Below are 24,737 nucleotides of genomic sequence, written 5' to 3'. Positions count from 1 at the left end.
CTTCGCATGAAAGTCCATCAGCCGCCCAGCAGTGAAGTACTGGTCGATATCTATCGGCGCATGACGCTAATCAAACAGAACGACGAGCGGTTTCGCGCAGTTATCAAATCCGGCAAGCTCGTCATGCCGTATTACTCGCCGCGCGGGCAGGAGGCGATTCCATCGGCGGTGTCGGTGTGTCTCACCGACGAGGACTACATCTGCACGATCTATCGCGGCGTGCATGACATGATCGCCAAGGGCGTGCCGCTCAAGGAGCTGTGGGCGGAACTGGGTGGCCGCGTCACTGGCACCTGCAAAGGCAAGGGTGGGCCGATGCACGTTACCCATCCGGCTTCCGGCGTGATGGTGACCACAGGCATTGTCGGCAGCTCGATGCCTATTGCGAATGGTCTCGCGCTGGCTGCGCAGATTCGCGGCGAACGACGCGTGGCAGTCGCCTATTTTGGCGACGGCGCCACCAACATCGGCGCTTTCCACGAATCGCTGAATATGGCGTCGGTCTGGAAACTGCCAGTTGTTTTCGTGTGCCAGAACAACGGCTATGCGGAACACACGAAATATGCGTACGGCACCTCGGTGCCGAACATCGCGCAGCGCGCCGTGGCGTATCAGATGCCGGGCATCACCGTCGACGGTAACGATCCGATCGCGATGCATCGCGTGGCGCGAGAGGCTGTCGACAGAGCCCGTGAAGGCGGCGGTCCGACGTTGATCGAAGCCAATACATTCCGCTTTCACGGCCACGTATTTGGCGACCCGGATGCCTATATGGACCAGAACGAAAAGGCGGCGTGGGTGGCAAAAGATCCGGTGCCGCTCTTCCGGGCATGGCTGATCGCTGCGAAGCATGCGACCGAGGCCCAACTGACGGAGATGGAAGCGAACCACAACGCGGAAATCGACGCGGCTGTCGAGTTCGCGCTGTCGAGCGACTATCCGGACGTCGCCGAACTGCGGCGCGATATCTTTAAAGACGAGGTGCTGGCATGAACCAGGCGCAGACTGACATCAATACGATCCAGGCCGTCAATCTTGCGCTTGACGACGCGATGGCCGCCGACGCCAATGTGTTCGTGCTCGGCGAAGACGTGGCCGACGGGCAGGAAGGCGGTATTGTCGGCGTGACCAAAGGTCTGTCGACGAAGTACGGCACTTCGCGCGTCCGATCGACGCCCATTTCGGAGCAGGCCATCATCGGCGCGGCGATTGGTGCGTCGATCGTCGGAATGCGTCCAGTCGCCGAAATCATGCTGATGAACTTTACGACGGTGGCGATGGACATGATCGTCAATCACGCTGCCAAGTTGCGCTTCATGTCGGGCGGCCAGACACATGTGCCGCTCGTGATCCGCACGATGACGGGTGCAGGGTTCGGCACGGGCGGCCAGCACGCCGACTATCTGGAAGCGTGGTTCGCGCACGTTGCGGGCATCAAGGTAGTGGCGCCGTCCACACCCGCCGACGCTTACGGCCTGATGCTTTCGTGCATCGAAGACGACGATCCATGTCTCTTCATCGAGAACATGCCGACCTATTGGAATCCGGGCAAGGCGCCCGAGCGCGGCGTGCGAATTCCGCTCGGCAAAGCCAATGTGGTCCGCAGTGGCACGGATGTGACCGTCATCACCTATAGCCGCAGGGTGCACGACGTGATGGCTGTGGCCGAACAGCTTGGTGCAGCAGGTATTTCGTGTGAGGTGATCGATTTGCGGACGATTTCGCCCCTCGACACGGAAACTATCCTGACCTCGGTAGCTAAAACCGGCCGCGCCGTAGTTGTGCACGAGGCGGTCAAGCCATTTGGAGTGGGCGCGGAAATCGCGTCGCGTATCTATGAATCGCTGTTTCGTGAACTGAAGGCGCCTGTGCAGCGGGTCGGCTCGCAGTTTTGCCCGGTCCCATTTTCCAAGCCGTTGGAGGATGCCTTCGTACCGGGGACCGCGGAGATCGAAGCAGCAATCCGCGCGACACTCGATGACACCGGTTCGAAGTCTCCATCCCGGTTTTCCCAATCTTAAAGAGAGCACTTATGTCCACACAGGTTTTGCTTCCGAAACTGGGCTTTTCGATGAACGAAGGCACGCTGACTGAATGGCTGTTGGAAGACGGCGCGAGCGTCACTGAGGGGCAGGCGCTCTATGCGCTGGAAAGCGACAAGTCAGTGCAGGAAGTGGAGTCGCCGGCCTCGGGGACGCTCCGGATCGTTGCGCAGATCGGCGAGGTGTATCCGGTCGGTACGGTACTGGCGGAGATCGTCTGATTCGTCGGTTGTCTTTTATGTTGATTGAACCAGTCTAGCGAGGCATCCGACATGAGCGTCGAATCCGTTTCCGCCGCACCACCCGTGGCTGCGCCCGCAGTTGTCAATGGTTCGGCGCCGACCGGTATCGGCGCGAATCTCCCCCCGTGGCCGCAGGTCGACTTCACCGAGTTTGGCGAAGTCGAGGTCAAGCCAGTCTCACGGATACAGAAGCTGACGGGCGCGTTCCTGTCGCGCAACTGGCTGACGATTCCGCACGTCACACATCAGGACGACGCCGATATTACGACGCTTGAGATCTTCCGCAAGGCGTATAACGATGGTGGACCCGCAATAAAGCTGACACCGCTGGTGTTTCTCATCAAGGCAGCGATCCGTGCGTTGCAGGAGTTCCCGCAATTCAACGCTTCGCTGGACGGTGACGGCAAAAACCTTGTGCTGAAAAAGTATTTTCACATTGGGGTCGCGGTGGACACGCGTTTTGGTCTTCTGGTGCCGGTCTTGCGCGACTGTGACAAAAAGAGCGTTCTGGAACTGGCGGCTGAGCTAACGGCGGTGTCGCTCAAGGCGCGTGAGAAAGGCCTTTCGATGGCGGAAATGTCGGGCGGCTGTTTCTCGATCAGCTCACTGGGAGGGTTTGGCGGCACCGGCTTCACGCCGATCATCAACGCGCCTGAAGTTGCCATTCTCGGGGTGACGAAAACCCGGCTGGCGCCCCAGCCCTCCGACGACGGCGGTGTCGACTGGCGGAAGATGTTGCCGCTTTCGCTGAGCTACGATCATCGCGTGATCAACGGCGCGGACGCAGCTCGCTTCACGGCGTTCATAGCTGCGACGCTTGCAGATCCGCACGCGCTTGCGGCCTGACATTCGAGCGTTCAACATACGAAGACAGGATCGAGATGAAAACGATTGGGGAGATGATCGAGCGCAATGCCCGTTTCTACGCGGACAGGGAAGCGCTGGTTTTCGGTAGCCGGCGCGTGACTCATGGCGAGATGGCAGAGCGAGCGCGCCGATTCTCGGCTGCGCTTTACCAGCGGGGGCTTCGGCGTCAGGACCGGGTCGCGGTGCTGGCGATGAATTGCGCGGAATACTACGAGACTTACCGGGCATGCGAATGGGCCGGCTTTCTGCTCGCCACGATCAACTTCCGGCTTGCGCCCACGGAAATTTCGCACATCCTGAAGGATGCGGCGCCGAAAGCCCTTGTCTTCGAGGCGCAATATTCGGAGCTGGTGGACAGTCTGCGCTCGCAAATGCCGGACATCGAACAATATATTTGTATCGGCGACGCACCGTCGTGGGCGATATCTTTCGAGTCCGTCATGGAAGCCGGCTCGCAGGATGGACCGCCGATCCGGTCACAGCCCGACGACTACGCTTATCTGATCTACACCAGCGGCACGACGGGTCGTCCAAAGGGAGTGGTTCGCACCCACCGTGCGATGTGCGCGACCGCGGAGAGCTGTGCGCTCGTGACGGAATTCTCCGGACACTCACGCGTGTTGCAGACCACGCCGGCATTTCACGTGGGCGGTATCGGTTATGTGAACGCGGTCGCGTGGATGGGCGGCACGACTGTGTTGGACCGCGGTTTCGAGCCCAAAGCGATGCTCGAGACGATCCAGGCAGAGCGCATCACGTTCACGTTTCTCGTCTCGGCGATGCTTCAGGCGTTGCTCGATGTGCCCGAACTGGCGTCGTACGATCTGTCGAGTATCGAGAACATCACCACGGCGGCCGCACCGGTTCCCGTACCACTGCTCCAACGGGGTATCGAAGTGCTGGGTCCCGTGTTCGCGGTCCAGTACGGCATGACTGAGAGTAATGCCTGTTGGCTGCCGGCGCACGAAGTTCGGCCGCATGGCACGTCTGATGAAATTCGGCGTTTGGCGTCGGTGGGTCATCCATGTCCGGGCATTGAATTGCGCATCGTCGACGATAACGGGGTGGACCTTGCGCAGGGACAGACCGGCGAAGTGTGGCTGCGCTCAGCCACCCAGTTGACCGGTTACTGGAACAACAGCGTTGCAACGGTCGAAGCGCTGCGGGATGGCTGGTATCGCAGTGGTGACATGGGCTATCAGGACAGTTGTGGCTACGTGTTTCTGGTCGACCGTAAGAAGGACATGATCATTTCTGGCGGTGAAAACATTTACAGCCGCGAAGTCGAAGACGCGTTGCTTCAGCATCCCGCGGTGATCGACGCAGCTGCGATCGGTGTGCCGCACGAGAAATGGGGCGAATGCGTGAAGGCGATTGTTGTGCTGCGCCCGGGCGAAGCGAGGCAGGAGGCCGAACTGATCGCGTTTTGCCGCGAGCTGATCGCAAGCTACAAATGTCCGAAGTCGATCGAGTTCGTCGACGAACTCCCGCGTCTGCCTACCGGAAAAATCAGCAAGGTCGTGTTGCGCCAGCGTTTCAGCCGCTGAACTTTTGGTGCGCAAGTACCTTCTTCGAATGAGAGTGAATCATGGGCAAATGGCTCAAAAGCACAGAATGCGTTCAGTTCGATGTTGCTGAACGAGTTGCTCGAATCACGCTGAATCGCCCGGACAAGCGGAATGCGATTAACGGTGTTCTTCTGCGTGAACTGAAAGAGGCGCTGCTCGAAGCCGACGATCTGAAGTCGGTCAATGTGATTGTACTGAGTGGAGCTGGTAAAGATTTCTGCGCCGGCTACGACCTCGTCACGACGTATTCGGACCGTGCGGCTGAACAGATCGATCCGGGCGAATACCGCGGCACGGTACGCAGCTTCGATGACGATTGCTGGTCGATGGAGCGGCAGTCGGAAACCGTCAACCTGATGGCCGAAATTCACAAGCCGATCATTGCTCAGGTCCACGGCAACTGCCTCGCGGGTGGCACGGACCTCGCGTTGGCCTGCGATATGGTGCTGGCGGCGGACAACGCGCGGATCGGTTTTCCGGCGACGCGCGCGAACGGCTCGCCACCGGCGCACATGTGGTTCTATCACGTTGGGCCGCAGTGGGCGAAGCGCCTTTTGCTGTCGGGCGACTCGCTGACGGGCCGCGATGCCGCGAAAATCGGTCTGGTGATGGATGCTGTGCCCATCGAGGAGCTCGACGCTGAAGTATCGGAACTGGCGCGGCGGCTGTCTTTTGTCGACGCGGACCTGCTTTCCGCCAACAAGCGGATTGTGAACCTCGGTCTTGAACTCGCGGGTGCGCGCACGCTGCAGCGCCTCGCTGTCGAAAACGATGCGCGCGCGCATCAGGGTCAGGGACCGCGCCGAGCGCAGTTCAAGGCGGACATGGAAGCCGTTGGTCTGAAGGATGCGCTTAAGCGTCGCGATGAGCCGTTCGGCAACGGCATGATCAAACTGCGTGCACGCGGTGAATGACGCTTCCGCGCGTGACGCGGGGAGCTTCTGGGCCGTCCGACTCACCCACCGAAGACCGTTAAACCATGGATGTCGAACTTTCACTACAGGGTGCGATTGCGACCCTATCGCTGAACCGGCCCGAGAAGCTCAACGCGTTGACGCCGGACATGCTGACCATGCTGATCGAACACCTCGATCGTATCGAGCGGGACCCGGCAATCCGTGCGGTGATCCTGACGGGCGCAGGGCGTGCATTTTGCGCGGGTGCCGATATCAAGGGGAGCGGCGCAGCGCCGCCGCAGATGAGCGTGTTGCACGCGCGGCAGTCGATGGCCGTCTACCAGCAGATCGCATTGCGGCTCTATAACCTCAACAAGCCGGTAATCGCGGCGGTACGAGGCGTGGCGGTTGGCATCGCATGGAGCTACGCGCTTTGTGCCGACTTGCTGCTGGTGTCGGACACAGCCCAGTTCATCCCAGCATTTCTTATGCGAGCGACGCTGCCCGAAGGCGGCATGGTGCATCTTCTCGCGCGTCACTGCGGCGAATTCCGCGCAAAAGAGATCATGTACCTCAACCGCAAGTTGACCGGCAAGGAGGCATTTGAGTGCGGTTTGGCGAATCGCGTCGTCGAAGATGAGGATCTCATGCAAGTCGCCGAGGATCTCGCTGCCGAACTGGCAGCAATGCCGACCTTCTCGATCGCACTGACGAAGCAGCTGTTCCGTTCGAGCGCTGGCACGATGGAAGAGTTTCTCGTTCAGGAGCTGAACGCTGTTGCTCTGGCTGTGAATTCCGAGGATGCGGCCGAGGGACGATTGGCCGCGCGCGAAAAACGCACGCCAGCTTTCAAGGGGCGCTAGTCGGTCACCTGTCCGATGCAAGCAGTCGGACAAGCAAGGCAGCGAGCCATATCGGGCGTTCGCTAGCGGGGAAATAGCAGGAGGAGCCAGACATGCATTTCGAGTACAGCCCAGACGACGAAGCGTTTCGTCAAGAAGTGAGACAGTTCTTCACGGAGCAGTTGCCGGCTGGGATCTCCCATCGCTGGACGATTGGCGCTCATCCCCCGGCTAGAGAGGACATCCGCACGTGGCAAGGCATTCTTCATCAGCGCGGGTGGGGTGCGCCGCATTGGCCGGTGGAGTACGGTGGAACGGGGTGGTCCGGCTTTCGCAAGCACATTTTCATGGAAGAACTGTACAACGCCGATGCGATGGACTACGGCTGGCAGGGAACGCACATGGTTGCGCCCGTCATCATCGCGTTCGGCTCGGACTGGCAGAAGCAGCGCTTTCTGCCCGCCATTCTCTCTGGGGATGAGTTCTGGTGTCAGGGCTTTTCTGAGCCGAATGCGGGCTCGGACCTGGCGGGGCTCAGAACTACTGCCGTGCTCGACGGCGACGAATATGTGATCAACGGTCAGAAGATATGGACCAGCGACGCCACGATCGCTGATTGGGGATTCTTTCTCGTCAAGACGGATACGACGGTTAAACCGCAGCGCGGCATCTCGTTTCTGCTCGTGAAGATGGACACGCCAGGCATTACCGTGCGCCCGATCGTTTCAATCGAAGGTGGAACAGGTCTCAACGAAGTCTTTCTCGAGAACGTCCGCGTGCCGAGCGCGCATCTGGTCGGAGAGGCCGGGATGGGCTGGACCTACGCGAAATATCTGCTGGAAAAGGAGCGCACGACGAGCGCGTTTCTTTATTTCAACAAGCGTGAGTTGCAGCGTGCGAGGAGCATCGCCGAGCAGGAAACGATTGACGGGGTTCGTCTGATCGACACCCCGGAATTCGCCCGCAAGGTGGCGGCGGTTGAAGTGGATTTGCTGGCGCTCGAATGGTCGGTGCTGAGAATACTCGCAGAGGAAAAGACCACGCGCAATCTCGATGCGGTGGTTTCGGCGCTAAAGATCAGCGGCTCAGAGATGCAGCAGCGCGTCACGGAGTTGCAGATCGACGCACTCGGTCCTCGCAGCATGCGCTTCCAGGAACACGGCGATTGGAGCGCCGAGAATCCGTTAGCGGACGAGGCATGGCCCGGCTATGTAGCCGGCCGGACGACAGGTTATCTCATCGGCCGCGCTTCGACCATTTACGGCGGCGCGCGGGAAGTGCAGAAAAATATTATTGCCCGGCTCGCCTTTGGACTTTGACCATGGACTTCAATCTTTCCGACGAACAATTGATGCTGAAGGACGGCGTGGAGCGATTCATCCAGCAGGAATATGGATTCGAAACGCGCCGGGAAATTGCCGCGAGCGCAGAAGGTTTTAGCCGTGCACGCTGGCAGTCTTACGCGGAACTCGGCTGGCTCGGTCTGACGCTCCCCGAAGATGTGGGCGGCCTTGCCTGCTCATTTGTCGAAACGGCTGTTGTCATGGAGGCGTTCGGCCGCGGCATGGTGCTCGAGCCTATTGTGCAAACGGCGGTGCTATGCGCGACGATTATCGATCACAGTGGTTCGGAGGCGCAGCGGCAGGCTCTCCTGCCTGCCGTAATCGAGGGCCGGCTACTTCTTGCACTGGCTGACAGCGAGGCGGGCTCGCGCTTCAAGCTGGGCTGCGATGCGCATACCAGCGCCCGCAAGATGCAAGGCGGCTATTTGCTGAGCGGCGCCAAGACGCTCGTGATTGGAGGCGGATCGGCGGACCAGTTGCTCGTAACCGCGCGGCTCGATGATTCGGCCGAAGGTCCGGCGATTTTTGTCGTCGATCGTCTCGCAGCGGGTGTGAGTTGTCGTACGTATCGCCTGCTCGATGGATCTCGCGCCGCGGACATCGAGTTTCGTAACGTCGAACTGGATGAGTCGGCGTTGCTGAGCGCTCCTGAAACTGCGCCACAATTGCTTGAGACAGCGGTGGGGCTCGCCACGCTCGCGAGCGTGGCTGAGATCCTTGGTGTGATGGAAGCCGTGATGGACATCACGGCCGAATATATCAAAGCACGGGTGCAGTTCGGTCAGCCGATTGGCAAGTTCCAGGCGTTGCAACACCGGATGGCCGAAATGTTTGTTGCCGTCCAGGAGACGCGCTCGATGCTCTATTGCGGCATTGCTTATCTAGGGCGGCCGGCAACGGAGCGCAGCCGCATGCTATCGGCCGCGAAGGCGGTCGCCGGACGCGCGAGCCGTTTCGTCTGCGCGCAAGGGATCCAGTTGCACGGCGGCATGGGCATGACCGAGGAATATCAGGTGGGCCACTATTTCCGCAAAATGACGATGATGGAAAAGATGTTCGGAGACATCGACTTCCACCTCGCGCGTTTTGCTGCGACGCACTGATTCGAAGCGGCTGCAATCATGGGGAAATTGGCATATGTCACGACTTAAGGGAAAGATTGCCGTTGTCACGGGCGCCGCATCGGGAATTGGCGCAGCCTGTGCCGCGATGCTCGCCGCTGAAGGCGCACAGGTGGTCGTGGCGGACCGCAATGTCGACGGAGCCAAGGCGCAAGTCCGGCGTATTGAGCAGAACGGCGGTCAGGCGATTGCCGCACAGGTCGATATTGGCGACGAGGCCTCGATCGCTGCGTTGTTCGCGCTGACATACGAAACATGGGGCGGCGTCGATGTGTTGCACAACAACGCGGCGGCAACTTCGATTTCGAGCACCGTCGATGATGCCGTGGAAGCAGTCGATGTTTCCGTCTGGGATGACACCATGCGCATCAACCTGCGCGGTACGATGCTCGCGTCGCGCTATGCGATCCCGCTTATGCGCGCTCGCGGAGGCGGTTCGATCATCAATACGTCGTCAGGCGCGGCCCAGGCAGGTGCGCTTGGTTATAGCGCTTATGGCGTCTGCAAGGCAGGCATCGAAGCATTGACGCGTTACGTTGCCACGCAGCATGGCAAGGAGGGGATTCGTTGCAACGCAATCGCGCCGGGCCTGATTGTGACGCCGGCGACGGTGGGGCACTACGCGGGACCGGTGGGTGAGATGATGCTCAGCCATCATCTCACGCCGCGACTCGGGCAGCCCGAAGATGTGGCGCATGCAGTGGTGTTTCTGGCGTCCGATGAGGCTGCTTTCGTCACAGGGCAAATCATCAACGTGGACGGCGGTTTGCTGTCTCATCAGCCCTACTATGCGGACGAGATCCGTGCTAGAACTTCGGCCAGCGAGACGATAGGCGCGGCGAGGACAACGTGATGACGGATACCCATCTTCTCGCCCGAATTGAGCGCGTCGAAGCGCAACTAGCGATCCAGCAGTTGCCGATTCGCTACGCGATTGCAGTCGATTCTCGCGACCTCGACGCCCTTGTTGGGCTCTTCACCGACGACGTCAATTGCGGCCGGTGGGGCACCGGCCGGGCAGCCTTGAAAACGTTTTACGGATCCGGACATATCCTTCGTTCCTTCTACCGTAGCATTCACCAGATATGTGGACACGCTATCGACCTGGTCGACGAGGACCACGCATCCGGTCAGGTGTATTGTCGCGCGGAGCACGAGGATAACGGCAAATGGATAGTCATGGCGATCTGCTATTTCGATCACTATGTGCGCCGTGACGGCGCCTGGTATTTTGAGCGCCGCGACGAGCGCCATTGGTATTCGACCGACTGGCTGGAGCGGCCAGGAACGCCGCGCTTTCAGAACTGGCCCGGAAAGTACGACAGCGATAAATACCAGCCGCGCCTGCCGCAGACGTTCCCGACCTGGGCGTCGTTCTGGGAGGCCGGCGAGGCCGCCACGATCGACACGCTCACGCGCTCGCCCTGACTCTCCCCATGGCGCGACGGCTACGGGGTGAGTCGCGGGCCGGGGCAGCGCAATCCTCTTATGACGCGCTGGGCAGGCGAATCACCAGTCCGTCGAGTTCTGGCGTGACATTGATCTGGCATGTGAGGCGGCTATTTTCCCGCACATCCATGGCGCAGGTCAGCATGTCGGTCTCGTACGACTCAGCCGGCGGCATGTGGTTGACCCATGCATCATCCACATAGGCATGGCAGGTAGCACAACTGCAACTGCCGCCGCAGTCTCCCAGGATGCCCGGCACCTGATTGCTGACGGCGGTCTGCATGACAGATTCGCCAAGCTTGGCGGTCGTGACGGTTTCGGTGCCGTCCGGTTGAATGAATCGAATGATAGGCATGATGTCGTTGGATGTGGAAGGGTGAATCAGACTGCGGGGAGGAGGCTCTTAAGCGGAATCGAATCGTCGGCGAGTTCGGTTGCCTTGACGGGAATCTTTTCGCCGACAAAACGTTTCGCCAGCATGAATTCTTGTGGGCGGCTGACGGTGTCGGCGGCGAGCATCACGCCTTCTTTCAGATAGAACGCCGAGAACGAACGGCTTTCCGGCGCACCCCGCAGCACGAATTCGTCATATCCCTGCGACAGGCCCACCATCTTCAGCTTGAGATCGTATTGATCGGACCAGAACCATGGCACGCTGTTGTACACCCGTTCCTTCCCGCAAATAGTGGCCGCTGCCGTGCGCGCCTGTTCCATCGCGTTCGGCACCGACTCAAGCCGCAAGCGTCGGCCGAACAGTCCATTGGGATGGTTGGTGCAGTCGCCTATAGCAAAGATGTCGGGATCAGAAGTGCGGGTGTGCTCATCGACAACGATACCGTTGTCCACGGAGAGCCCCGCTGTCTCCGCGAGTTCGGTGGCCGGTTGCAGGCCGACGCCGACGATGACGAGATCTGCCGGAACGCGCGAACCGTCGGCGCATCTAACCGCTGCAACGGCATCGCCGGACGCATCGAGTTCGAAGCCGCTTACCGCCATGCCGGTGCGGACGTCAACGCCGGCTTCACGATGCACCTGCTCATAGAACGCCGAGAGTTCGGGCGCCGTGACTCTCGCGAGTACACGCGGCAATGCTTCCAGAACGGTGACATGCAGGCCTCGCCTGACAGCGATTGCCGCTACTTCCAGGCCGATATACCCGCCGCCTATGATGACAAGACGCACACCCGGATGAAACTGCGCGCGGATGCGCTCGACATGAGCGAGCGTGCGCAGATAGTGGAAGTTCGGCTGATTTTCAATCTCCTCGATGCCCGGCAGTTCGAGCCTCCGTGCGTGCCCGCCGGTGGCGATGACAAGCTTCGTATAGCCAGTTTCGCGTCCGTCCGACAGGGTAACCGTGTGAGCGGCGGGGTCGATGCGCTCGACCCGCGTATTCGGAATAAATTCGATCCTGGCCTTGTCGTAAGTGGCTTGGGGCTTGAGGTAAAGCTGCTCGGCCGAGAGCTCACCAGATAGAAAGGCTTTGGATAATGGCGGCCGCTGATACGGCAGATGGGGCTCCTCGCCAACCAGCATAATGCGGCCGGCCCAGCCTTGGTCACGAATGCTGGTTGCGCATTCGCCGGCTGCGTGGCCGGCGCCGACGATCAGTACGGTGTCCTGGGGAGCTGCGATGGTCATGAAGGCGAACTCCTGTCTCGCGTCGCCATTGCGCATTCCATGACGCAACAACAGCGATCCACATTTATGAATATTGTTCTCAATTGTGAACACGTCGGTGGGTGACTGTCAATGCTCGCTAATCCGGGGACGAATGGGCCGGCCGGGCAAGTGCATCGATGCCACCCGTGGCGAAGCGGACGAGGTACGAATGCATGCTTTCAATCTCCACTGACGACAGTTGCGAAGCGCCGACGGTTGAGCTTGCTTTCGTGATGCGCGCGTATAGCTCGTTCAGCACCAGATGAAATACCGATTCGACGAAGCTCTGCATCAGTCTGATCGTGTCGAGGTCCGCCCCGGGTAGTGCGATCGCGAATGCTTCGCGATAACGCGCCGCGGTGGCCGCATATTGGTCGTAGAAAGGTGCCGTCAGATCGGGCCGTTCGAGCAAACAACTGTTCTGGGTCAGCAGACGAAGGTAGTTGTGCCAGCCGCGGTCGCCGCTTTTCAAATGCGCGAATGCGGGTGCCGACAGGGCGGTGACAATCGCACCGATGCTCGGCGGCGCGTCATGAGTGCTGTCCAGCAATTCATCGAGCGATTCGGTCACCTGCTGGCTGATGACTGCTGCACGCCGTCCAATCGCTTCGCGGAAAAGGGCATCCTTGCTCCCGAAGTGATAGCGCGCAAGACTGAATTCCAGCTCGCAGGCTTGCATGATGTCGCGGATCGATGTGCCGAAGTAACCATGTAGTGCGAACAATTCTTCGGCGGTGTCGAGGATGCGCTCGGCTGTCGTACGTCGCGTGCTTGCAGCAGGCGCGCTCGCTGCGACAAGCCTGGCCGTGGTTGCGGCACATACGGAACTGTTGCTGTAACGCGGCATGACTTGCTTCCCTGTAGCAAATCGGCGGGACAGCGACGGTAGCCGATGTCGCTGACTTCAACACGATCCGCAGATAAAAATTCTCTCTTGCACAATCGTGCAAATTCGAACATAGTTCACATATTAGCACTCGGGTAGGGCTCTTGCGCGCGAGTTTTTCGTGCCCTATCACCTCAATAACAGGAGACGGCATCATGGGCAATCACATGAGACTTCAGGATTTCGACGATCCAGCGTTCAATCCCTTCTTCGAAGATTCATTGGCCTACGGCGCAGATACCGATCCTTATCCACGCATCGCGGCATTGCGCGAGCAGGGTTCAGTGCAGAAGGGGGATTATCGTGTGCTCATGGGCACGCATGCCGACCTGACAATGTCCGACGTCGAGCACTATTGTGTGTTTGGTTATGCCGAGGTCGCGCAAGTGTTAGGCGATCCGGCGACCTTTTCGAACCGGTCCTACGAACGCAACATTGGGATCAGTTTTGGCCGTAGCATTTCGACGATGGATGCGCCAGAGCACCCGATGTATCGGCGGATTTTCCAGAAGGCGTTCTTGCCCAACACGGTAGCCGCATGGGGTGACACGCTGGTCGACCCGGTAGTGAACGACCTGATGGAGAAGTTCGTCGGTCGCGGCCATGCCGACCTCGTGCACGAATTCACACTTCATTACCCGTTCAACATCATTTACCGTCAGTTGGCGCTGCCGCCGGAGGACGTTAAGGTATTTCACAAGCTTGCTATCGCGCAGACCCTCGTCTCGGTCGATATCGAGCACGGAGTCGAAGCCTCTGCCAAGCTCGGCAAGTACTTCGCGCAACTCGTCGCGCAACGTCGGGAGAGCCCTGGCGATGACCTCGTCAGTATGCTGGCGACGGCTGAGGTCGACGGCGAACGCTTGCCAGAAGAGGTCGTCATTTCGTTCCTCCGGCAACTGGTGAACGCAGGCGGCGATACGACTTACCGTGCGACGAGCGTATTGTTGCTTGGCTTGTTGCGGGATCCGGATCAACTCGACGCCGTGCGCGCGGACCGCACACTTGTGCCACGTGCCATTGAAGAGGCGCTGCGCTGGGATGGACCGGTGTTGATGCAATCACGCATGGCTGCGCGCGATGTGACACTGGGAGGCGTCGATATTCCCGCAGGGGCGTTCCTCGACGTGGTGGCCGGCGGCGCCAATCGAGATCCCAGCCGTTTCGCGGATCCCGACCGATTCGATATTTTCCGCACCAGCACGCATCGGCATTTCGCTTTTGCGTATGGGCCGCACGTCTGCATTGGCCAGCATTTGGCGCGCGTCGAGATGACACGTGCGCTCAACGCGGTCCTTGACCGCTTGCCCAACCTGCGTCTCGATCCGGCGGCACCTGCTCCGCAGATCAATGGAATCATGATGCGCGTCCCGCACTCGATCCCGATTGTATTTGACTGAGCATCAAGGGCGTGAGGGGCCAGCAAGCATTTGCTGCCGGGTCTTGACGCTACAGGTACAACAACACGCGGCCCGGAACGCTGGTAGATCGCCCGAAGCGAGACCGTTCAAAAAGCCGTCGGAGACTGAACTGATGACCGAGTTCGACTATATCGTCGTGGGGGCGGGGGCAGCCGGATGCGTGCTGGCCAACCGCCTGTCAGCGAGCGGGCGCCATGAGGTTTTGCTGATAGAGGCGGGTCCGGAGGATACCGATCCATTGATCAGGATGCCAAAAGGGTTCGGAAAGTTGCTTGGCGATCCCGCCCACGCATGGTTCATTCCTGTTCAGCCGGACAACGGCAATGGACATAGAAATGAGGTCTGGTTGCGCGGCAAGATGCTCGGCGGTTCAAGCAGTATCAATGGCATGGTCTACATGCGCGGCCATCCAGCGGATTATGAGGGCTGGGCAGCGCAGGGCGCTGAAGGCTGGAGCTGGGGAGACGTAGCTCCCTGCTTCAGGCGCATCGAAGATCACGCGCTCGGTGCCGATGAACTGCGCGGCGAAGGCGGTCCGCTGAAGGTGTCACTGTACGCGCAACGCAACCGTCTCGGCGAAGCGGTCCTCGAGGCCTGTCGGTCGCTCGGCGTACGGCGCGTTGAGGACATCAACCGGCTCGACCACGAAGGCGTCGCGTACTTGACCTACACGATCCGCAATGGACGGAGGCAGTTCGGCTGAAGCGTTTCTCAAGCCCGCGAGGAAGCGCAAGAACCTGACGGTAGTCACAGGTACCGAAGTCAGCCGGATCGTATTCAAGGGCCCGCGGGCCGTGGGCGTGCAGTGCCAGCGAGGTGGTGTCGACACCGCGTACCGGGCACGCCGCGAGATTGTGCTTTCAGCGGGCGCGCTGGAGTCGCCGCGGCTGTTGCAGCTGTCGGGCGTGGGTGACCCGCAGCATCTGCGGTCGCTGGGTATCCGTGTGGTCGCGGAAAGTCATGGCGTGGGCCAGAACCTGCGCGAACACTTGCTGTATATGGTTCAAGCGCGTCTCAAGCATTGGCGCGATTCGCAGAACCGTGAGTTCGCTGGAGTGCGTTTGTGGCGCAACGCGCTGCGGTATTTTCTGTTCCACAGCGGCGTACTGGCACTGGGTTCGTATCAAGTGGGCGGCTTCGTCAAAACCGCGCCTGATGCAACGCGGCCTGACGTGCAACTGATGATGGCGCCGTATTCATTGGATTTCGATGCGGCCGGCTACGGGTTCGAATCGTTCCCCGGCATGCAGCTGTTCAGCTATCCGCTCAGGCCTGAGAGCCAGGGGCACGTGAGAATTGTTTCCGGTGATCGCGCTACGCCGCCCGAGGTGACCGGCAACTATCTTGCCGATCCATACGATCAGCGCATGGCGGTCAACGCATTCCGGCTGATGCGCAAAATCATTGCCGCAGACCCCTTGGCGAGCCTGCTGGATGGCGAGACGCGACCTGGTTCTGCCATTCAGTCTAACGACGAAATTCTCGAATTGTACCGGCGCGAAGGTCAGTCGGGTTATCACGCTTGCGGTACCTGCAAGATGGGTACGGACAGCCTCGCTGTACTTGATTCCCGGCTGCGCGTTCGCGGCGTTGACGGCCTTCGCGTGATGGATCTGTCGGTTACGCCGACGATGATTTCCGGCAATACCAACGGCCCGATGATGGCAATGGCGTGGCGGGCTGCCGATCTGATTCTGGAGGACGCACGATGACCCGGTTTGATCAGTATCGCGACCGATATGCAAACATTCGTCTCGACAGACGCGACGGCATTCTTCTGATCCAGTTGCATACCGATGGCGGACCGCTCAAATGGGGCGCGTTAGATGGAAGCATCCATACGCAACTCGGCGAGGCGTTCTATCAGGTCGCGCGCGACCTTGAAAACCGGGTCGTCATCCTGACGGGTACGGGCGATGCCTTCTGCGATAGCATGAACTACGCCGAGTTACCGTCAGAGCCGATGGCGAAGATCTGGCCGCGGCTCCAGCGAGAGGGGCTGGACCTCCTTATGCAGCTGCTGGATATTCCGGTTCCGGTGATCGGCGCGATCAACGGCCCAGCGCACATTCACGCGGAACTGCTTGCACTGTCAGATATCGTGCTAGCCGCGGAGCATGCAGACATTGCCGATCAGGCACATTTCGTACATGGCGTCGTACCGGCAGACGGGGTTCAGGTTGTCTGGCCGATGTTGCTCGGTCCCAACCGCAGTCGATATTTCCTGCTTACTGGTCAGCATCTTTCCGCGCTGCAAGCGCTCGAACTCGGTGTCGTCAGCGAAGTGCTTGCTCCCGGGCGCCTACTCGAGCGTGCTTGGGAGCTGGCAGGAGAACTGGCTGCGAAGCCCATCGAAACGCTGCGTTACACGCGCACTGTTTTTTCCCATCCCTTCAAGCGCCGCATGGTCGCCGAGCTAGGCTACGGACTCGCGCTGGAGGGATTGGCGGGTATCGCGGCAACGGTTTGAACGTCGCGGCCGGAGGCCGCGAAACCTTTATCGAGGAGACACGGCGTGAACAAATCGGTGCAAGAGTGTAACGGCGCAGAGATCGTTCAGCGGGCGCTGGACTATGCGACTCGCGAAGGCGGCGAGATCGGCGTCCAGGTCGCGGCTTATCTGGACGGCAAGCTGGTGATTGACGCGTGGAGCGGTTTGGCCGATCCGAGCACGGGACGCCTCGTGGACGGCGAAACGCTTTTCAACGTCTATTCCGTCACCAAGGCCGTAGCAGCGACCGCATTGCATATCCTGGTCGATCGCGGCCACATCGATTACGACGCACCCGTTGCGCGCTACTGGCCGGAATATGCCGCACGCGGCAAGGCGCGCACGACGGTTCGAGACGTGTTGACGCATCGTGCCTGCGTGCCGCAGATGCCAGAAGGCGTGACGCCCGAGCTGATGTGCGACTGGAATTGGATGACAGCCGCGATTGCCGACCTGGAGCCTCTAGCGGAACCGGGTACGAAAACGCTCTATCTGTCGATGACGTTCGGATGGATCGTCGGTGAACTGGTTAGACGGGCCGATCCGCAGAAGCGCTCGTTGGGGCGATTCGTGCGCGACGAAATTGCGCAGCCGTTAGGCATCGCCGACTTGTGGATTGGCATCCCGGATGCAGTCGAGTCGCGCATTGCAAAGCTCACGGACGCTATGTTGCCGGTGCCGCCTGAATATCTGCCGCCGCTTTTTCTGGCCTCCATGCCTGAGCAGGTTGCGTTGAACCCAACGGTATTCGAACGGCGCGACGTGCGTCGCGCAGAGGTGGCCGGAGTGGGAGGCATCTTCAACGCGCGAAGCGAAGCGCGCTTCTGGGCGATGCTGGCGGGCGGTGGCGAAATCGATGGCGTACGGGTGCTGTCGAAGGAACTTGTTGCGACCTTGAATACGCCGCGGGCGAACAGCGAGGAACCCGACCCGGTTATGTTCGGATTTCCGATTCCGATCACCATCGGCGGGTTCTGGTTCGGTGGGATGCACCCACCGGTGACCGCCGTTCAGTCGCCGCGCGCGTTGTGTCATCCAGGGCAGGGAAACTCGATCGGCTGGGCCGATCCTGACACTGGCCTTGCGGTCGCGATCTGCCACAACAAACTCTTCAACCCTTCTTCGCCGGACGAAGACCCATTGCTGCCTATCGCACAGGCGGTACGTCAGGCGTTAAATTTGAGCTAGGTTCTTGTCATGCCAATTGATCTCGCCTATTTGCAGCAATGGGTTGGCAAGCGCGAGACGGTCGCAGACACGCTTGCTCTCACACCAATGAACGCGCTTGCCGCGGCGCTTGACCACGACCGCCAACCTTTTGCGCCAGGGGACGCGTTGCCGCCTTTGTGGCACTGGCTCTATTTTTTGCCTGTTCACCGACAGTCGCTCGTGGGGCCAGACGGTCATCCTAAGCGTGGTGGATTTCTGCCGCCAGTCCAGTTGCCCCGACGTATGTGGGCAGGCAGTCAGCTTCTCTTTTCGCGGCGTTTGCGAGCAGGGGACAAGATCACTCGATTCTCGACGATCGAGGATGTGACCTACAAAAACGGCCGCAGTGGCGATCTCGTATTCGTTAAGGTGTTGCACGAGGTTCATGATGCCGCGGGCCTGGCGATGACGGAGCGCCAGGATATTGTCTATCGGGATCATCCAGCCGCTAGCGAAGTGCCGCCGATACTGCGAGCGGCACCGGAGAGCGCGCAATGGAAGCGTGAGATTCATCCAGATCCGGTTTTTTCTGTTTCGCTATTCAGCGCTGACATTGAACGGCCATCGCATCCACTACGACCGGCCGTATGCGGTGGAGCAGGAAGGCTACCCGGGACTGGTCGTGCACGGCCCGCTGCTAGCCACGTTGCTGCTCGATCTTTTGCATCGTGAATTACCGGAAGAGACGGTCAAGGCTTATTCGTTTCGTGCAATGAGCCCGGTGATTGATACTGCTCCGTTCTTTGTTTGCGGGCAAACTGATGGAGACCAAGGGAAGACGGTGAGGTTGTGGATCGCCGGCAACGACGGTACGTTGCGGATGGAAGCCGATGCGGTGCTTGCCTAGCCGATCGTTCATATGGCGTACCACGCTATTACTTTGCCAGGTAACCTTTTACTTTCCCGAGGCACTATGCGCTCCTTTCTTTTTGTTCCGGCTATCCGGCCTGAGCGTTTCGTCAAGGCGCTTGCTTCTGGCGCCGATGCAGTGATAGTGGATCTCGAAGATGCGGTTAGTGAAGCCGACAAGGGGCAGGCTCGTCAACATGTCGCCGATGCGGTGACAACGTTTGGCGCATCGTCTGCGCGCGTGCTACTGCGCGTCAATGGTTTCGGTACGCCGTGGTTTGAGGATGACCTGGCGTTGCTGGCGCGAGACGGTATCGACGGCGTCGTACTGCCTAAGGCGGAAAGCGCGTCGGCCCTCGAAGCCGTCGCGCGTCTGACCGCGAAACCGATATTACCCATCATCGAATCGGCTTTGGGCGTGTGGCAGGTACTCGAGGTTGCGAAGATGCCTGGCGTAGAGCGCCTTGTGTTCGGCTCGGTCGATTTCGAACTCGATCTGGACTGCTCCGGCTCCCGGGAGGCGCTGCTCTATGCGCGCTCCCGCGTTGTCCTTGCGGCCCGAGTCGCCGGTTTGTTGCCGCCGGTGGATGGAGTGACCGTCGCACTCGATAACATGGACCAACTTGCAAGCGATTCATTGAATGCGCGAGGCCTCGGTTTCGGCGGCAAGCTCTGCATCCATCCGAAGCAGGTTCCACATGTCAACGCGGCTTTCAACTCAAGTGAAGAAGATCTCGCGCACGCTCGCGAGGTGGTTGAGGCGTTCGCGCGCGCAGGTGGCGGTGCGGTCTCGGTGAACGGCCGGATGGTGGATTTGCCTGTTCTCCTTAAAGCTCAGCGCCAATTAGCGATGATCCGGAACCAACCAGCAGGCAAGTAGCGCGTACACGCCCGCTTCAACGCCCGTGAGCGCCGCGCAGGACTGCTTCCTCTTCTGACATGTCATGACAGCCCTTGATGTAGGCCGCGATAATGGCTAGACCAATCGGTACTGACAGAGCGAGGAACAATTCACCGAAACTCCACTTAAAGCCGAGAAGCACAGCACCGATGGAAACATTCCGACCCAAAGAGAGAACGTCGCCGCGGTGTGCGGCTTGCCGACGACGAGTCGGAGTGCCGCTTTGTTGGTCTGCTTATGCTGGTGCACGATGAAGACCGTCGACGCGTCGGCAGTGCCCGCGACAATGGCGTTGACCATGCGGATCAGTTTCTGTTTGTCGTCTTGTTTGCTACGGCCAGCCGCAGGCGCGGCCGGCCCTGGTGATTGCTCCGCCTGGAACGGCCGGGAGCATGAGACTTTAACTTAGACCGGATCCCAAGGCGTCAGTGTGAGCGACGGCACATTCGGGAAGAAGCTCGATTCGAAGGCGGGCATAACCTGATCGGCGATCGATTCCGGTGTCCAGCCGGCGTCGCGGTGCAGAGAGCGCACCATCCGGATCTGATTGAAGAAATAGATCTCGTTCGCTCGAACACCGAAAATCTGCCCTGATACCTTTGCCGCACGGTCCGACGCCAGGTAGACCGCGAGCGGCGCGACCTTGCGGGACTCCATCTTTTTCATGATCTCGACTCGGGCTTTCTGTTCCGGCGTTTCGGACGGAATCGAAGCGGTCATGGCAGTCCACGCCCACGGTGCAATGCAGTTCGATCGCACATTGAATTTCGCCATGTCGAGCGCTATCGACTTCGATAGACCGACGACCCCCATTTTGGCGGCCGAGTAGTTGGCCTGGCCGATATTGCCAATCAGACCGGAGGTGGATGTCATGTGGATGTAGCTGCCGCCGTTCTGGGCCTTGAAGTGCGGCGCGGCAGCTCTTGCCACAAAAAACGAGCCGTTCAGATGTACGTCGACGACGGCCTTCCATTCTTCCGGGCTCATGTTGAAGAACATCCGGTCGCGCACAATACCAGCGTTGTTCACCACGCAATCGATCCGCCCGAACGTGTCCAGCGCGGCCTGCACGATTTTTTGTGCCGATTCCCATTCGGCGACGCTATCGGTAGCGGCCACGGCCTGGCCACCCGCTTCCTTGATTTCCGCCACGACTCGATCCGCCGCGAACTCACCGCTCTGCGCGTGCCGTCCCAGATCGTTGACCACCACCTTCGCGCCAGCCGCCGCGAACTGAAGCGCGAAGTCGCGCCCGATGCCGGCTCCGGCTCCCGTTACGACCACAACCTTATCCTTCACGATATCGCTCACCGTCGTCTCCATTCGTTAGGCGTTGATGTAGAAAGTTAGTGTGCCTATAATAGCAAAACTGAACATCGTTGCATATTTTGAACGTGACGCGACTCGGGTTCGAGCCGCAAGGAGACCCGCGAATGAGTTATCCAGAGAACTGGAGCGTGCCGGACCACGTGCCGGATGAGCTGGTGGTGGATTTTGACTACATGAATCCGGTGGGCGCCTCCGATGACGTTCATCTCGCATGGAAGGCTTTGCACCGAGGCCCCGACATAGTCTGGTCTCCATACTATGGTGGGCACTGGATCGCGACGCGTGGGGAAGACATCGAGGCGATGCAGAAGGACCATACGCATTTCTCGCATCGCAGCGTCAATATTCCGTCTTTGGAGCAGACGCAGCTGGTGCCCCTTGAGCTCGATCCGCCCGAGCATACCGCTTACCGGAATCTGATTTCGCCTTCGTTTCTGCCGAAAGCAATCGCGTCCGTCGAAGAGGACGCGCGAAACCTCGCAGTGGAGTTGATTGAAAAGCTGGCGCCACGTGGTGAATGTGAGTTCGTCTCCGAATTCGCCAAGATCTTGCCCATCGTGATTTTCCTGCGTCTTGCCGACCTTCCGCTGGGTGACCGCGAACGGCTGCTGGAATGGGCCGAGATGGCGGTGCGTGGCACGGTCGATGAGCGGCTCGAATCGCAGAATCTGCTCGGCGGCTACATCTCGAAGTGGGTGGCTGAACGCCAGGCCAACCCGAGCGCAGATCTGGTCAGTCTGATCGCGAATGGAAAGATCGACGGCGAGCCAATGCGCCCCGAGCGCATGTTCGGCATGTTCATCGTCGTGCTTTTCGGCGGCCTCGATACTGTCGCGTCTCTAATGGGTTTCGTGGCCCGTTTTCTGGCAGAGAATCCGGGCCACCGGCGGCAACTCATCGAGCATCCTGAACTGATGGTTTCATCTGTCGACGAACTGATTCGCCGGTTCGGTGTGGCGAATACGGCGAGGATCGTTACTGAAGACACGGATTACAAGGGCGTTACGCTGAGGAAGGGTGATCAGATCCAGTTGCCCAATTCGTTGTTCGGCCTGGATGATCGCAAGTTTGCCAATCCGCTCGAGGTCGACCTGACCCGCAAGCCGGTGCTGCACGCGGCATTCGGAAATGGGCCGCATCGGTGTCCCGGATCGTTTCTTGCGCGCACTGAGATCAAGGTATTTTTGCAGGAATGGTTGAAGCGCATTCCCGACTTCAGTATTCGTGACGGTGACAAACCACGGTGCGGCTCGGGCGCGGTAAACGGCATGCTGTACCTGCCGCTGACCTGGAAAGTCGGAACCTGAGTCTCTTCAATCAAATAGCAGATCGACAACTATGAAACAGTGGCAATGCATCTTCTGTGGCTTTTTCTATGACGAAGCGATCGGGCTCCCGGCTGAAGGTTTTCCGCCTGGTACGCGTTGGGCTGACATTCCAGACGACTGGGCTTGCCCGGAATGCGGGGCAGGGAAGGGCGACTTCATCATGATCGAGGTTTGATTCAGGGCCGGGGCTAACCCCAGATGCCGTTGGTAATGGCCGATATCGACACCGATGTGCGCTACGCTTGTGTCGACGGCGTTGCAACCATCACGATCGACTCTGCGCCGGTTAATGCTTTAAGCGTTGCGGTGCGGTCGGGTTTGTTGCGAGCCTTCACACAGGCTCGAGCGGATGAAGATGCGCGAGCTGTCATCCTTACCGGCCGCGGCAAAGGCTTTTGCGCCGGAGGAGATATCCGCGAATTCGGGACTCCTGCGGCGGCCGCATCGCCTGGACTGTCGATGCATGTTCACCCGATGATCGAGTCGATGAACAAGCCTGTCATTGCCGCCATTCATGGCATGGCGGTGGGTGGCGGGCTGGAGACGGCGCTGGTATGTCACTATCGCGTCGTCGAGGCCGATGCCAAGATTGGTCTGCCAGAGGTCGCACTTGGCACCATTCCGCTGTCGGGTACGCAACGCCTGCCACGGGCGTTGGGCCTTCGACGCGTAATCGATATGATTCTGTCGGCTCGCATGGAACCGGCGTCGGCGTTTGCGGGAACCGCCTTGTTCGATCGGATCGTCGGACACGGTCAGGCTTTGACCTCGGCTGTGCAGCTGGCGCATTCACTCGTCGAGCGCAATGACATTTCGTTACCGCTGATCCGCCATCTGCCGGTCGTGACAAATCACACTGCAAAGGTGCTTGAAGAGGCACGCGCCTATCTCATCGGGCAAGAGGTCGGAAGCGCCGTGCATGCGCAGGCACTTGTGGCGATCGGCGCCGCCGTCGAATGTGTCGACTTCGAAACGGGGATGAAAACGGCGCGTGCCATTTACGACGCGTTGATGGCTTCAGATGACGTGCGCATTCGACGCGAGCGCTTTCTCAATCGAAAGTGAGGTGGGCGCCCGTCCGGCGCCGCAGCTCAGGCACGCTCGAACAGAGCGGCCAAACCCTGGCCACCACCGATGCACATCGCCTCGAGACCATAGCGGCCTTTGCGACGTTGCAACTCGAAGAGCAAAGTGGTCATCATCCGAACACCTGTCGCGCCGATCGGATGGCCCAGGGAGATGCCAGACCCATTGACGTTCAGCCGGTCTGGATCGTTCCATTCCCATCCCTTGAGCACGGCAAGCACCTGGCAGGCGAATGCTTCGTTGAGTTCGACCAGATCCATCCGATCGATCGACAACCCTGTGCGTGTCATCAGTTTCTGAACGGCGGCCACTGGACCAATGCCCATACGTGACGGCTCGCAACCCGCTGCGGCCCAGCCATTGAACCAGGCCATCGGCTCCAGCCCCAGTGCCTCGAGCTTGTCTTCGCTGACCACAAGACAGGCGGCTGCCGCATCGTTTTGCTGGCTGGAATTACCCGCTGTGACGGTGCCTCCGGGTATTAGCGTGCGCAGCTTGCCGAGGCTGTCCATGCTAGCGTCTTCGCGGAATCCTTCGTCTTTGTCGAAGAGCCGGGGGGCGCCTTTTTTTTGCGGGACCAAGACCGGTACGATTTCATCGGCCATGCGACCCGACCCCCACGCTTCGGCCGCGCGCCGGTGGCTGCGCACCGCATACTCGTCCGCCTGCTCCCGGCTGATGTGATAGTCGTTTGCGAGATTCTCGGCCGTTTCGATCATGCCCGAGATGTGACCGAAACGCTCCTCTGGCTGTGAGCGTTCGCGGCCGCGCGCGAGCCGATCGTGAAACTGCACCGAACCCGCGCGTGCGCCCCAACGCATGTCGGTGCTGTAGTACTCGATATTGCTCATACTCTCTACCCCGCCTGCGAGCACAACGTCGGCGGCACCTGTCTGGACCATCATCGCTGCCGTAGCGAGCGCCTGGAGTCCGCCGCCGCATCGGCGGTCGAGTTGCATGCCTGGCACCTGCACCGGCAATCCTGCCTGCAATGCGATCCAGCGCCCAACGCAAGGCGTTTCGCTGTTCGCGTAAGACTGCGCGAACACTACGTCATCGATGCGAGCGGGATCGAGCCCGCTACGCTTCAAGATCTCTTTGGTAACCAGAGCGCCGAGCTCTTCGACCGGCACGCTGCGCAAACTGCCGCCGAAAGTGCCGACCGGCGTTCGTACTGGAGAGACAATCGCTGCGCGTTTCATAGG

25 protein-coding genes and 2 pseudogenes are annotated in these 24,737 nt (G+C 59.9%); 21 read left to right on the top strand and 6 right to left on the bottom strand.

Annotated features, from left to right (window positions below):
* Positions 1-6: 6 nt before the first annotated feature.
* The 11 genes from B0G80_RS05465 (at position 7) to B0G80_RS05415 (ending at position 10,349) form a co-directional block, all read left to right on the top strand.
* Positions 7-993 carry a thiamine pyrophosphate-dependent dehydrogenase E1 component subunit alpha gene (locus B0G80_RS05465; protein ID WP_116117280.1) on the top strand — a complete coding sequence of 329 codons (987 nt, stop codon included), beginning with the start codon at positions 7-9 and terminating at the stop codon, positions 991-993.
* Positions 990-2,021 (top strand): alpha-ketoacid dehydrogenase subunit beta, encoded by a 1,032-nt coding sequence (locus B0G80_RS05460; protein WP_116117279.1) that lies wholly within the window; start codon positions 990-992, stop codon positions 2,019-2,021. Before B0G80_RS05465 ends, B0G80_RS05460 begins: the two co-directional genes overlap by 4 nt.
* 11 nt (positions 2,022-2,032) lie before the next feature.
* Positions 2,033-2,263 carry a biotin/lipoyl-containing protein gene (locus tag B0G80_RS05455; RefSeq protein WP_106285290.1) on the top strand — a complete coding sequence of 77 codons (231 nt, stop codon included), beginning with the start codon at positions 2,033-2,035 and terminating at the stop codon, positions 2,261-2,263.
* A 51-nt stretch (positions 2,264-2,314) separates the two neighbouring features.
* Positions 2,315-3,130, top strand: coding sequence for a 2-oxo acid dehydrogenase subunit E2 (locus tag B0G80_RS05450; protein WP_116117278.1), 816 nt, complete (start codon positions 2,315-2,317; stop codon positions 3,128-3,130).
* A 35-nt stretch (positions 3,131-3,165) separates the two neighbouring features.
* Positions 3,166-4,698, top strand: a complete 1,533-nt coding sequence (locus B0G80_RS05445; RefSeq protein ID WP_116117277.1) for a class I adenylate-forming enzyme family protein — start codon at positions 3,166-3,168, stop codon at positions 4,696-4,698.
* A gap of 41 nt (positions 4,699-4,739) precedes the next feature.
* Complete coding sequence (locus tag B0G80_RS05440) at positions 4,740-5,633, top strand: crotonase/enoyl-CoA hydratase family protein (RefSeq protein WP_106285287.1); 894 nt, start codon at positions 4,740-4,742, stop codon at positions 5,631-5,633.
* A gap of 65 nt (positions 5,634-5,698) precedes the next feature.
* Positions 5,699-6,478: an enoyl-CoA hydratase/isomerase family protein gene (locus B0G80_RS05435; RefSeq protein WP_116117276.1), complete on the top strand. Its 780-nt coding sequence runs from the start codon at positions 5,699-5,701 to the stop codon at positions 6,476-6,478.
* Between the two features lie 92 nt (positions 6,479-6,570).
* Positions 6,571-7,776, top strand: a complete 1,206-nt coding sequence (locus tag B0G80_RS05430) for an acyl-CoA dehydrogenase family protein (protein ID WP_106285285.1) — start codon at positions 6,571-6,573, stop codon at positions 7,774-7,776.
* A 2-nt stretch (positions 7,777-7,778) separates the two neighbouring features.
* Entirely contained in the window at positions 7,779-8,903 is a 1,125-nt protein-coding gene (locus B0G80_RS05425; protein WP_116117275.1) for an acyl-CoA dehydrogenase family protein, read from the top strand.
* A gap of 34 nt (positions 8,904-8,937) precedes the next feature.
* The gene (locus B0G80_RS05420) at positions 8,938-9,774 is read left to right on the top strand and encodes an SDR family oxidoreductase (RefSeq protein WP_116117274.1); all 837 of its coding nucleotides are present in this window, start codon (positions 8,938-8,940) and stop codon (positions 9,772-9,774) included.
* Entirely contained in the window at positions 9,774-10,349 is a 576-nt protein-coding gene (locus B0G80_RS05415; protein ID WP_116117273.1) for a nuclear transport factor 2 family protein, read from the top strand. Before B0G80_RS05420 ends, B0G80_RS05415 begins: the two co-directional genes overlap by 1 nt.
* A gap of 58 nt (positions 10,350-10,407) precedes the next feature.
* Here the strand turns inward: B0G80_RS05415 and B0G80_RS05410 are convergent, their stop codons facing one another.
* The 3 genes from B0G80_RS05410 to B0G80_RS05400 all read right to left on the bottom strand — a co-directional run bounded on the left by B0G80_RS05410 (position 10,408) and on the right by B0G80_RS05400 (position 12,879).
* The gene (locus tag B0G80_RS05410; protein WP_106285281.1) at positions 10,408-10,725 is read right to left on the bottom strand and encodes a 2Fe-2S iron-sulfur cluster-binding protein; all 318 of its coding nucleotides are present in this window, start codon (positions 10,723-10,725) and stop codon (positions 10,408-10,410) included.
* A gap of 26 nt (positions 10,726-10,751) precedes the next feature.
* Positions 10,752-12,011 (bottom strand): NAD(P)/FAD-dependent oxidoreductase, encoded by a 1,260-nt coding sequence (locus tag B0G80_RS05405; protein ID WP_116119532.1) that lies wholly within the window; start codon positions 12,009-12,011, stop codon positions 10,752-10,754.
* Positions 12,012-12,129: 118 nt separating this feature from the next.
* Entirely contained in the window at positions 12,130-12,879 is a 750-nt protein-coding gene (locus B0G80_RS05400) for a TetR/AcrR family transcriptional regulator (protein WP_116117272.1), read from the bottom strand.
* A gap of 194 nt (positions 12,880-13,073) precedes the next feature.
* Between B0G80_RS05400 and B0G80_RS05395 the strand changes: the two genes are divergently transcribed.
* The 7 genes and pseudogenes from B0G80_RS05395 (at position 13,074) to B0G80_RS05370 (ending at position 19,768) form a co-directional block, all read left to right on the top strand.
* Positions 13,074-14,318, top strand: a complete 1,245-nt coding sequence (locus B0G80_RS05395) for a cytochrome P450 (protein ID WP_116117271.1) — start codon at positions 13,074-13,076, stop codon at positions 14,316-14,318.
* A 133-nt stretch (positions 14,319-14,451) separates the two neighbouring features.
* Positions 14,452-15,271, top strand: a pseudogene (locus tag B0G80_RS46630) (GMC family oxidoreductase); the annotation flags it as partial.
* A gap of 33 nt (positions 15,272-15,304) precedes the next feature.
* Positions 15,305-16,051 carry a GMC family oxidoreductase gene (locus B0G80_RS46625; protein WP_258878948.1) on the top strand — a complete coding sequence of 249 codons (747 nt, stop codon included), beginning with the start codon at positions 15,305-15,307 and terminating at the stop codon, positions 16,049-16,051.
* Entirely contained in the window at positions 16,048-16,809 is a 762-nt protein-coding gene (locus B0G80_RS05385) for an enoyl-CoA hydratase/isomerase family protein (RefSeq protein ID WP_116117270.1), read from the top strand. The genes B0G80_RS46625 and B0G80_RS05385 overlap by 4 nt, the downstream gene beginning before the upstream one ends.
* A gap of 45 nt (positions 16,810-16,854) precedes the next feature.
* The gene (locus B0G80_RS05380) at positions 16,855-18,018 is read left to right on the top strand and encodes a serine hydrolase (RefSeq protein ID WP_220377440.1); all 1,164 of its coding nucleotides are present in this window, start codon (positions 16,855-16,857) and stop codon (positions 18,016-18,018) included.
* A 9-nt stretch (positions 18,019-18,027) separates the two neighbouring features.
* Positions 18,028-18,886: pseudogene (locus tag B0G80_RS05375) on the top strand (MaoC family dehydratase N-terminal domain-containing protein).
* 66 nt (positions 18,887-18,952) lie between these two features.
* On the top strand, positions 18,953-19,768 hold the full coding sequence (locus tag B0G80_RS05370) for a CoA ester lyase (protein ID WP_116117269.1): 816 nt from the start codon (positions 18,953-18,955) through the stop codon (positions 19,766-19,768).
* A gap of 96 nt (positions 19,769-19,864) precedes the next feature.
* Here the strand turns inward: B0G80_RS05370 and B0G80_RS05365 are convergent, their stop codons facing one another.
* Entirely contained in the window at positions 19,865-20,089 is a 225-nt protein-coding gene (locus B0G80_RS05365; protein ID WP_116117268.1) for a hypothetical protein, read from the bottom strand.
* Positions 20,090-20,194: 105 nt separating this feature from the next.
* The gene (locus tag B0G80_RS05360; protein WP_116119530.1) at positions 20,195-21,100 is read right to left on the bottom strand and encodes an SDR family NAD(P)-dependent oxidoreductase; all 906 of its coding nucleotides are present in this window, start codon (positions 21,098-21,100) and stop codon (positions 20,195-20,197) included.
* Positions 21,101-21,222: 122 nt separating this feature from the next.
* Here B0G80_RS05360 and B0G80_RS05355 point away from each other — a divergent pair, with 122 nt between their 5' ends.
* The 3 genes from B0G80_RS05355 to B0G80_RS05345 are packed head-to-tail and all read left to right on the top strand — an operon-like array spanning position 21,223 to position 23,511.
* Positions 21,223-22,425: a cytochrome P450 gene (locus B0G80_RS05355; protein ID WP_116117267.1), complete on the top strand. Its 1,203-nt coding sequence runs from the start codon at positions 21,223-21,225 to the stop codon at positions 22,423-22,425.
* Positions 22,426-22,456: 31 nt separating this feature from the next.
* Entirely contained in the window at positions 22,457-22,621 is a 165-nt protein-coding gene (locus B0G80_RS05350) for a rubredoxin (RefSeq protein ID WP_106285272.1), read from the top strand.
* Between the two features lie 35 nt (positions 22,622-22,656).
* Positions 22,657-23,511: an enoyl-CoA hydratase/isomerase family protein gene (locus B0G80_RS05345; protein WP_116119529.1), complete on the top strand. Its 855-nt coding sequence runs from the start codon at positions 22,657-22,659 to the stop codon at positions 23,509-23,511.
* A 26-nt stretch (positions 23,512-23,537) separates the two neighbouring features.
* Here B0G80_RS05345 and B0G80_RS05340 read toward each other — a convergent pair whose 3' ends face one another.
* The gene (locus B0G80_RS05340) at positions 23,538-24,734 is read right to left on the bottom strand and encodes an acetyl-CoA C-acetyltransferase (protein WP_116117266.1); all 1,197 of its coding nucleotides are present in this window, start codon (positions 24,732-24,734) and stop codon (positions 23,538-23,540) included.
* Positions 24,735-24,737 lie beyond the last annotated feature (3 nt).

Origin of the sequence: Paraburkholderia sp. BL6669N2, from assembly GCF_003387275.1 — a bacterium.
In the GTDB taxonomy this organism is placed as follows: Bacteria; Pseudomonadota; Gammaproteobacteria; order Burkholderiales; family Burkholderiaceae; genus Paraburkholderia.
Note: the sequence above shows the minus strand (reverse complement) of the source record. Positions and strands in the feature narration are given on the sequence as shown.